This window comes from Pseudomonas sp. IPO3774 (assembly GCF_013386835.1).
Classification (GTDB): domain Bacteria; phylum Pseudomonadota; class Gammaproteobacteria; order Pseudomonadales; family Pseudomonadaceae; genus Aquipseudomonas.
The window spans coordinates 207,165-216,583 of sequence record NZ_JACAQY010000018.1 but is presented as its reverse complement, the minus strand read 5'-3'; the positions used below and the strand labels follow the sequence as shown (position 1 = coordinate 216,583).

10 protein-coding genes are annotated in these 9,419 nt (G+C 62.4%); all 10 read right to left on the bottom strand.

The features are described from left to right. Positions 1-14: 14 nt before the first annotated feature. Positions 15-743 carry a bifunctional 2-polyprenyl-6-hydroxyphenol methylase/3-demethylubiquinol 3-O-methyltransferase UbiG gene (locus HYE77_RS12845; protein WP_177019569.1) on the bottom strand — a complete coding sequence of 243 codons (729 nt, stop codon included), beginning with the start codon at positions 741-743 and terminating at the stop codon, positions 15-17. A gap of 38 nt (positions 744-781) precedes the next feature. Further along, positions 782-1,702, bottom strand: a complete 921-nt coding sequence (locus HYE77_RS12840; RefSeq protein ID WP_177068851.1) for a PfkB family carbohydrate kinase — start codon at positions 1,700-1,702, stop codon at positions 782-784. After that, on the bottom strand, positions 1,695-3,161 hold the full coding sequence (locus HYE77_RS12835) for a cytosine permease (protein WP_008434943.1): 1,467 nt from the start codon (positions 3,159-3,161) through the stop codon (positions 1,695-1,697). Before HYE77_RS12835 ends, HYE77_RS12840 begins: the two co-directional genes overlap by 8 nt. Before the next feature lie 198 nt (positions 3,162-3,359). Beyond that, a complete protein-coding gene (locus tag HYE77_RS12830; protein WP_177041386.1) occupies positions 3,360-4,361 on the bottom strand; it encodes an ADP-ribosylglycohydrolase family protein in 1,002 nt (333 codons plus the stop codon). Continuing rightward, the gene (locus HYE77_RS12825; RefSeq protein ID WP_080673275.1) at positions 4,358-5,071 is read right to left on the bottom strand and encodes a GntR family transcriptional regulator; all 714 of its coding nucleotides are present in this window, start codon (positions 5,069-5,071) and stop codon (positions 4,358-4,360) included. Before HYE77_RS12825 ends, HYE77_RS12830 begins: the two co-directional genes overlap by 4 nt. A gap of 70 nt (positions 5,072-5,141) precedes the next feature. Then, on the bottom strand, positions 5,142-5,702 hold the full coding sequence (locus HYE77_RS12820) for a DUF1285 domain-containing protein (RefSeq protein WP_177041384.1): 561 nt from the start codon (positions 5,700-5,702) through the stop codon (positions 5,142-5,144). A gap of 17 nt (positions 5,703-5,719) precedes the next feature. Then, entirely contained in the window at positions 5,720-6,325 is a 606-nt protein-coding gene (locus HYE77_RS12815; protein ID WP_004371272.1) for a DUF4823 domain-containing protein, read from the bottom strand. A gap of 75 nt (positions 6,326-6,400) precedes the next feature. Further along, positions 6,401-7,369 carry a GTP 3',8-cyclase MoaA gene (locus HYE77_RS12810; protein ID WP_102369698.1) on the bottom strand — a complete coding sequence of 323 codons (969 nt, stop codon included), beginning with the start codon at positions 7,367-7,369 and terminating at the stop codon, positions 6,401-6,403. Between the two features lie 139 nt (positions 7,370-7,508). Beyond that, on the bottom strand, positions 7,509-8,162 hold the full coding sequence (locus HYE77_RS12805) for a TetR/AcrR family transcriptional regulator (RefSeq protein WP_004371278.1): 654 nt from the start codon (positions 8,160-8,162) through the stop codon (positions 7,509-7,511). Between the two features lie 438 nt (positions 8,163-8,600). After that, the gene (locus HYE77_RS12800) at positions 8,601-9,386 is read right to left on the bottom strand and encodes a TatD family hydrolase (protein WP_087692771.1); all 786 of its coding nucleotides are present in this window, start codon (positions 9,384-9,386) and stop codon (positions 8,601-8,603) included. Positions 9,387-9,419 lie beyond the last annotated feature (33 nt).

The window sequence follows — 9,419 nt, the reverse complement described above, 5'->3', positions numbered from 1 at the left end:
TTGCAGCCACGGAATCAGCGGTGGGCGGCCACCAGTAGCATCATTGGGCGCTCAAGCTCTTCTGCCAGTGCCGGACGGGCCTTCAGGTCCGCTTCGCTCGGGCCCCACTCGTCGACATGAGTCAGGGTAAACCCCGCCTGGATCAACAGCGTCAGCAACGTGCCCACGGTGCGATGTTGCTTGATCACACCCTCCGCCAGCCAGTTTGTCACCCGTGGTCCTTGCAACTGGTAGCTGTCCACCGGCCAGCTCTTGCGCCCTTGCTCATCAATCAGCCAGCCCGGCTGCCGGGGCGCCATGAAGATCGGGTGTTCGATAGAAAACACCAACCGCCCGCCCGGGACCAACGCTTGATGGATACGCGCGAACAGGCCCTTAAGATCGACGATGTAATGGAACGCCAATGAGCTGTAGGCCAAGTCGAAAGCGGCATCCGGAAGGTCGAGTTTTTCCAGGTCGGCGATGCCATAGGTGATGGCCGACGACGAAGTCATCTCCTTTGCCCGCGCCAGCATTTTTTGCGAGACATCCAGCCCCAGCACCTGCTCGGCGCCCTGCTCCCGGGCCCAGCGACTGAACCAGCCGTAGCCGCAACCCAGGTCTACGACTTTCAATCCCGACATGGGCGGCAGCATGGATTGCAACGCCGGCCACTCCGGCGCGCCGGCGAGGCCTTCTACCGAGCGACCCATTTTGCTGTAGCCCTCGAAGAAAACCTCGGTGTCGTAGATGTTCTGGGTCATGACGCTGCTCCGTGCTGAATGGCGACTATTCTGCCGAATCAGCCCTCGCTCAACAACGCCTCCACTTCAGCCGTGCCCGGTGAGGTGGCCGGCCCCCAGCGCGTGACCGCCAAGGCCGCCGCCGCGTTCGCGCGACGTGCCGCGACAGCTGGCGCCAAACCATTGGCCAGGCCAGCGATAAACACCCCGGCGTGAGCATCGCCGGCACCGTTGCTGTCCACCGCCTTGACCTTGAATCCCGGCACATGCTCGGCCTGGCCATTACGGCTGATCCAGCAGCCATTCGGCCCATCGCGCACCACCAGCAAGGTCTCGGCGGGCAAGTGCTCGTTGAGCTTGAGCAATGCCCCCGCCAGATCGCTCGCGCCGGTAAAGGCCAGCGCTTCCGGACCGTTGCTGGTCCAGATATCGATACGCGGCAACAGGGCGACCATCAAGGCCGAGTCCGGTGCCTTCACCAGCGGGCCCGGATCGAACACCACCGTGATCTGGCGCGGCAATGCCAACAGCCAATCGAGCAACGCCTGGGCCTTGCCTTCCAGCAGCAGGCTGTAGCCGCTGACGTACACATAGTCGTCGTCGCCGGGCACCGCATTGGCCAGGTCTTGCACCAGCAAGTCACCCTCAGCGCCGATATGGGAAATGAAGGTACGCTCGGTAGTGGCTTCGGTCAGGGACACACACAGGCCTGTGTCCTTGTCGTCGCTGGCGGCCAGGGCCATTTCAATGCCCTCGGCCTGCATCGCCGCGCGCGCCAGGTCGCCGAAGCGGCCGGTGCCATGGCGGCCCAGGTAGACCACCGGCAAGCCGTTGCGTCGGGCCGCGGCCATCACGTTGAAGCCACCGCCGGCTTCGAAGCTGGCGGAGTTGGCCAATACATCGCCGCCGGTGGCGGGCAATGTGTCGAGGGACATGACCAGGTCGACGATGACCTGGCCGCTGTGCAGCAATCTAGACATTAGCGCTCTCTACCAAAGCCGGACGACGATCAGCCGCGCCACCCAGTACCGCATAAATCCCGCCGGCCACCAGGAAGGTGACGATCCAGCCCAGGCCGTTATGGCCCAGCCACGAATCGGACAGCGGCCCGGCGAACCAGATGTTCTCGGCCGTGGTGCCGATGGTGGTGAAGCTGAAGCCCAGCACGATCGCAATCGCCCAGGCGCCGAACGCACGCCATTCAACTCCGCCACGGTACCAGTAGGCGCTGCTTGGCGTTACGTCCAGCAGGTCTTTGGGGCTGTAGTAGTGACGATGAATCAGGTCGACCACAAAGATCCCGACCCAGGCGGTGATCGGTACCGCCAGCAGCGAGATGAAGGTGATGAACGGGCCGTAGAAACTGTCGGCGATCAGCATGAAGTAGATCGAACCGGCGAAGATCGCGACGATGTCGACGATCACCGCGTGTACGCGCTTGACCTTCAAACCGAGGGTCAAGGTAGTGAGGCCCGCCGAGTACACCGACAGGTTATTCGACAGCAACAGCCCGCCAAACGCGGTGATCAGGTACGGCACCGCCATCCACGTCGGCAGCATGTCGCGGATCGCGATGATCGGGTCAGTGGCCGACGCCAGGTCGTTGTTGCCCACCGACAGCAAGCCGCCGAGGGTGATCAACAGCACCAGCGGAATCCCCGCACCGAATGCCGCGGAGGCCACCAGGCGCACGGCCTTGACGCTGCGATGCTGGTAGCGCGACATGTCGGCACCGGCGTTGGCCCAGCCGATACCGGTACCGGCGGCCATGGTGCCGACGCCGATGATCATCGCGCTCAACGGCGCAGGCGTCGCGTTGAATACCGCGCTCCAGTCGATGGTGGCGCAGAGGAAACCGCCCACCAGGATATTCAGTGCGCCGAACACGTAGGTGGCCCACTTCTGGATCACCAGCAAGGTGGCATGGCCCAGGCCCGATACGGCGAGGGTCAGCAGCACGAAGATGCCGATGAACAACAGGGTCAGTACCGGCGCGCTTTTGGCGGCAACCGGCGAGTTGAACAGGATCGAGCACAACGACAACAGCACGAACGCAGCCGTAGTGGTGTTGACGGTTTCCCAGCCGAGGCGCGACATCAGCGACACCAGCGTCGGGCCGATATTGCCGCGTACGCCAAAGATCGCCCGGGACAGGGTCAGGCTCGGTGCACGGCCACGACGGCCGGCGATGGAGATGATGCCCACCACCGCAAACGAGCCGGCGGCGCCGAGGATCGCCACGATGATTGCCTGCCAGATCGCCAGGCCGCGAAACGCTACGAGGGTCGCGCCCAGGGGCAAGCCGAGGATGCTGATGTTGGCCGCAAACCAGACCCAGAACAGTTGCAGCGGATGGCCGTTGCACTCGCCTTCCGGGACCGGCTCGATGCCGCGTGTTTCCAATTGCCCGGCGCTTTGGCCGGAAGAGGACGTACTCATGGTGGGGTGCTCCTGATGCCTGTTTTTTTGTGGTTGTGGCAGGTTGGCAAGTTGAATCTGTGTGCCGGTCTTCCTGACTCGACTGGATCAATGTGGGAGCTGGCTTGCCTGCGATAGCGTGGTGTCAGTCGATGATTCACCAACTGATCGACCGCTATCGCAGGCAAGCCAGCTCCCACATGTTTCGATCTGCGGTGCTCAGCGCAGCTCGAGCAGGCCTTGGACCAAGGGTTCCAGGTCCAGTTGGTTAACCTGCTTGACCTGTTCGATCATCGCCTCAGGCCAGCACTGCATCCCCAGGCACGCACCGAGCATCGCGCCGAGAATCGCCGCGATGGTGTCGGTGTCGCCGCCGAGGCTGGCGGCCATGCACAGGGCTTCGATGGCGTTCATTTCACCCACCGCGACTTGCTGCGCGAGGGCAAACGACACCACCACCGATTCCTGGGACGCCACCGAGGTGCCGATCAATTCGTAAAGCAGGTCGGTAAACAGCGCCTTGTCGCCGCTGTCGACGCTCAAGGTGCGCGCCCAACTGATGCGGGTGGCGATGCGCCCGCCGGCAATCCAATGGCCGTGGTTTTCCGCCTGCTGGGCGATCTGCGTGCCGATGTTCAGCGCTTCGCCCAGATCGACGCCGTTGATCCCGGCGGAAACCACCGCCGCCACCGCCGCCGCGCTGGAGATGCCCAGGTTGGTGTTATGGGTGACCTGGCACGCCTGGATCACCGCCTGGATAAACTGCGCCGGGTCGTTGACGTCCGCCGCGATGCCCACCGGGGTGATACGCATGGCGGCGCCGTTGGTGGTGCCGTAGCGCCCGGACTCTTCCGGGGTATGGCCCGCCAGGATCATGTCGATCGCCCGTTTGGTTGACGGGCCCAGCAAATCCTGGGAGCCCTTGGCGCGCATCACCGCTTCCCAGTCGATCAAACGTTGGGCGAGTTCGGTGGGTTCAATCCTGCCCTGCCCGTCCACCAGCAACTGGCCGACGAGGATCGCCTGTTCGGTGTCATCGGTGATCGAGCCCTTGGGCATGTTCGGCGCGATCGGCTGATCGGCGTCGGCATCTTCCAGGCCGGTGATCGCGCCGAAACGCGCCTTGACCTGCTCGCGGCTCAGGGACTGGGTGGGCATGCCCAACGCATCGCCCAGTGCCAGGCCGTAGAAGGCGCCGAGGGCGCGGGTGGTGGCGGTCATGTCGGTGTTCCAAATTGAAGGTGCAAGCGGAAATGCAGAGGGTCGAGCAAGCTTTCGACGGATTCCATGAAGCGGTCCTGGCGGTCGTAGGTGGTGCGCAGGGCCTTGAGGAACACCGTGCCCACCGGGCGCCCCAGGAGCTGGGCGTCTTCTTCGTTCAGAGGCTCGGCACCGATCCATTGATTGCCGGTGGCGCCGACATAGCCATAGGCCGCCAGGGTGATGGTCAGGGAATTATCGATCAGGCCGACTTGCGGCAGGCTTTCGAGGCCACCCGAGGCCGGCATCAGCGAGCGCTCCAGGGACACGAACGTGCCGTCGGCAGCGCGACGGCGGCGGTCGAGGGCGATGAATTGGTCGCTGCCGTGACGGCTGAGCAGGTCCGGGCGGGTGACGGCTTCCAGGCGCAGGATTTCGGAGGTCACCACCGCGCCGGTATCGGCCAGGGCTTGGGCCCAGCCGCTGCGCTGGTCGAGCACCATGCCGTCGAAGGTGACGATGGAGCCGACACCGCTTTGGGTGGCGATGTAGCTGCGGCGCTTGAGTTCGGCCAGGGCTTCACGCAGGGTGCCGCGGCTGACGGAAAACTCTTCGGCCAGTTGGTGCTCGCCCGGCAGCAGGACACCGTCGGCCATCACTCCACCCTCGATACGGCGGATCAGCTCGTCGACGACGCGTTTTTTCTTATCAAATCGGACATGTCTAATCATGTACAAATTGATAACCGAAAGCGCCCGGCTACAGCAAGCGATTTATTTCAGGGAGAGCGAGAAATCAGCCTCAGGGCTCCAGGCCGATGGGGAAAAATACCCCGCCGCTCCAGACGCCAAGCCAGTTCTTACCGTTGATCGGACGGGTCACCGCCAGCTCCACCAGCTGGTAGAACGCATTGCGGTGAACCAGGGCTTCGAGGTTGGTGCGCACCCGCAGGTATGGCGAGGGTTCCTGGGTGTCCGGGTCGATCACCACCCGCAGCGGATGCTCGGTACCGGCCTCGACCTGCTCATCCACGTTGGTGGTAAAGCGCAGGACCTGGCTTTCGCCCTGCCCTTCGACTTCCAGGGTCACGGCGACGAAGGGCGCGTCATCGACCTTGATCCCGACCTTTTCCACCGGGGTGATCAGGAAATAATCATCGCCATCGCGGCGAATGATATTGGAGAACAGCTTGACCATCGGCTTGCGGCCAATCGGCGTGCCCATGTAGAACCAGGTGCCGTCACGGGCGATGCGCATGTCGATATCGCCGCAAAACGCCGGGTTCCACAGATGCACCGGTGCAGGTCCCTTGCCCTTGGGCAATTGCGCCAACAACTCATTGGCCTTGGCCGAATCGGTCATGCTGCTCTCCTTGTGTCTTACTGATCGCTCATGCCCAACAGGCTGCGCGCGTAGTGCGCCAGGGGCTTGCCGATCAGATCTTCAGGCTTGTTGTCGTGGAACGTCAGTAAACCGCCACGGCTATGGATGCGCACAGTATCAATCAAATACTGGGTACTGGTCTCGATCAACATGACCTGGATGGTTCCGGTGTCGATACCCAGGCGATCCACCGCCTCCTGGTCAGACCATTCATCGGCGTTGCCGATACGGTCATCCGCCTGGGCGAAGCGGCAGTACAGCAGGTAATGCGCACCCGCCGCGCGGGCTTCCGACATCGCCTGCTCGAGGCCTTCCGGCTTGCGGGCGCGGCGGACCATCGGGAAATATTCGACAAAGCCGTTGAAGGCTTCCTCGGCCACCACGTTAGGCCGTGGATAAGCACTGCCCGGCGGGGTGAAGGCGCCCTGGGCGATGAAGACGAAGGAGTCCGGCTGTATGCGGACCGAATTGACGCGGCGAGTATCGCTGTGGTCCAGCAGCCCGGCATCGCTCATCTGATAGCGCGTGCCTTCGGCCATATCACTGACGGTCATGCAGCCACCCAGCGCGAGTGACGCCAGCACCAAAACCAGACTACGCATCCTAATTCTCCAAAGGCCGGTGACGGAAAACCGGCGAATGGGCACGAGATGCAGATTTTGCGCCAGCTTGCGGGACTAGCCGCCGATGATCTTCATGATGGTGGCGCCGCCGGAGAAGGCCACTTCCTGCTTGTCACCCAAGGCCTTGACCAACAAGCGCTGCAAGGCCGGCAGGGCCTGGTGGCGGGGTTTGTCCAGCAGGTCGCCGACGTAGTGGCGGTTGCTCGACGACAGGCAGCCATGCAGCCAGCCAGTGGACGACAGGCGCAAACGCGAACAGGTCCGGCAGAACGGCACGCTTTCGTTGGCGATGACACCGAAGAAACCTTTGCCGGGCACTTCGTAGCGCACGGCAGTGGCGTCCACCGGGGCGTTGGCTTGCAGGTATTCGTACTGTTCGCCGATCAGGCTGAGCAATTGCTGGAGGCTGACGAACTGCTGGAGGAATGCGTTGGAATCGGTGGCCAGATGGCCCATGCGCATCAATTCGATAAAGCGCAACTCGTAGCCACGCTCCAGGCAGTAGTCGAGCAGCGGCATCACCTGGTCGAGGTTCTGGCCGCGCAGCGGCACCATGTTGACCTTGATCTTGATCCCGGCGGCGCTCGCCTGGTCCATGCCATCGAGCACGGTGGCCAGGTCGCCACCGCGAGCGATGCTGCGGAAGGCGTCGGCGTCCAGGGTGTCGAGGGACACGTTGATCCGGCGAATCCCGGCGTCCACCAGCAGCGGCAGTTTGCGCGCCAGCAGTTGGCCGTTGGTGGTCAGGCTGATATCACTGAGCCCCATCTGCCCCACCGCGCCCATGAAGGCTTCCAGCTTGGGGCTGACCAACGGTTCACCGCCGGTAATCCGCAGGCGCTCGATGCCGGCGGCCTCGATCAGGTACTCGACACCCCGCGCCATCGCCTCGGCCGACAGTTCGTCCTGCGCAGCCACCAGCCGCTTGCCGTTGGGCACGCAGTAGGTACAGGCGTAATTGCAGGCTGAGGTCAGGCTGATCCGCAAATTGCGGAATCGCCTGCCTTGACGATCAACGATCATGGATCACTCCGGCAGAGGATAATTCGGGCGCACTAAAACCTGACTGAAAAATCAAGTTTTAGCAAGGTCCTTGCCTGAGTATATTCCTGGGTTACTGCGCTGGGCAGGAAATCATATCGCCATCACGCTGGCGAATGATTCAAGTGGCCGGCGTTTCGGCGTTCGGCAAATCAGTGCTGTGCTTGCGCTTGTTGCCCATGCGCACGCCGATGTCCATCAGGAACTGGAAGAAACCTTCCTGGTCTTCCAGCACATTGCTCCAGAACGGCGAGTGGTACAACGCCACGGCGCCGTGCACCAACGCCCAGGCGGCGCAGTAGTGGAAATACGGTGGCACGTCTTCGAGCTTGCCTTCGCTGATACGGCCCTTGATCAGCAGGGTCAGGCGTTCGAAGTTCGAGGCACGGATCTTGTGCAGCTCCTCGACCATTTCCGGCACCTGATGGCCCTTCACCACTTTTTCTTCCAGGCGATCAAACAAGCGGTAGCGCTGCGGGTCACGCATGCGGAACTCGAAGTAGGCGCGGGACAGCGCTTCCTTGTCCTTGTCGACATCGGCCGAGTGCAGCAGCTCGTTCAGGTCGCGCTCGTAGTCGAGCATCAGGCGCAGGTAGATCTCGGCCTTGGACTTGAAGTGCTTGTAGATGGTGCCTTTGCCGATACCCACGGCATCCGCAATCATCTCGACGGTGACGCTGTCTTCACCCTGGTCGAGGAACAGCTTGAGTGCGGTGTCGAGAATTTCCTGCTCGCGGCGGCGAAACTCACGGACCTTGCGGGGTTCTTTGTGCATAAGAAAAAGGTCTGCAGAGATGGATATTGGAAGGGCGTTCGCTCCCCAAGCCGTGCTTGTCGGAACGTTTTACCCGGTGCGCGGGATTATCCCGACTGAACGGTCGTTGGGCAACGCCTATATGAACAACCTTTGCACTTAACTTACAGCACGCCAACGAATGTGCCGATTCGAGTCAGAAATAAAACAGGTGATTGGCGCGTGTGCATCGCATCCAATGAGAACTCAACCGAAGCGGGCGTATTCCAAATCTGTTTAAAAAACGATCAGATGTGGCTGGACTGAATCGGATACTGATCAATACTTGAAATGTCGGCGTGGCATCTCCCCCAAGTGACGCGTCGACCTGGGTACCGACGGACTGCGTACCCTTGTTTTACTCCTAATGGTCTTAGCCCGGATTCACCCCCCAGAACCCGGGTTTTTTTTGCCTGCGATTCAGTGGCCGACGTGGGCCAGCGGGAACAGGCGCTTGAAGTTCTCGGTGGTCTGTTCGGCAAAGCGCTCGTAGGACTCGCCCCGCAGCATCGCCAGGTAATCCGCCACATCCCGTACGTATTCCGGCAGATTGGGTTTGCCGCGATGAGGAATTGGCGCCAGGTACGGCGAATCGGTTTCCACCAGCAGGCGGTCTGCCGGGACCTGGCGCGCGACATCGCGCAGGGCATCGGCGTTGCGGAAGGTCACGATGCCCGACAAGGAAATGTAGAAACCAAGGTCCAGCGCGGCCTTGGCCATGTCCCAGTCTTCAGTGAAGCAATGCAGCACACCAGCCTGGGGCAGCGCGGCTTCGCGCAGCAGGGTCAGGGTGTCGGCACGGGCGCCACGGGTGTGGACGATCACCGGCTTGCCAGTCTGCTGGGCGGCTTGCAGGTGCAGACGGAACGACGCCTGCTGCAACTCGGCAGCTTCCGGTTCGTAGTGGTAATCCAGGCCGGTCTCACCGATGGCCACCACGCGCGGGTGATTGAGTTCACCGAGCAGCCAGTCGAGGGCCGGGGCTTCGCCGGGCTTGAGGTCCAGCGGGTGAATGCCCACCGAGCAGTCGACATCGGCATAACGATCGGCCAGGGCTTTGACGTCGGCGGCGTTTTCCGCGCTGACGCCGATGCACAGGAAGTGCCCTACCCCGCGCTGGCGCGCAGCTTCAAGGGCGGCGTCGAGGGAGCCGTTGTGCTGGGCCAGGTCGAGGCGATCAAGGTGGCAATGGGAATCTACGAGCATAGGGATCTACAACTTGAGTCACGGAAAGTGTCT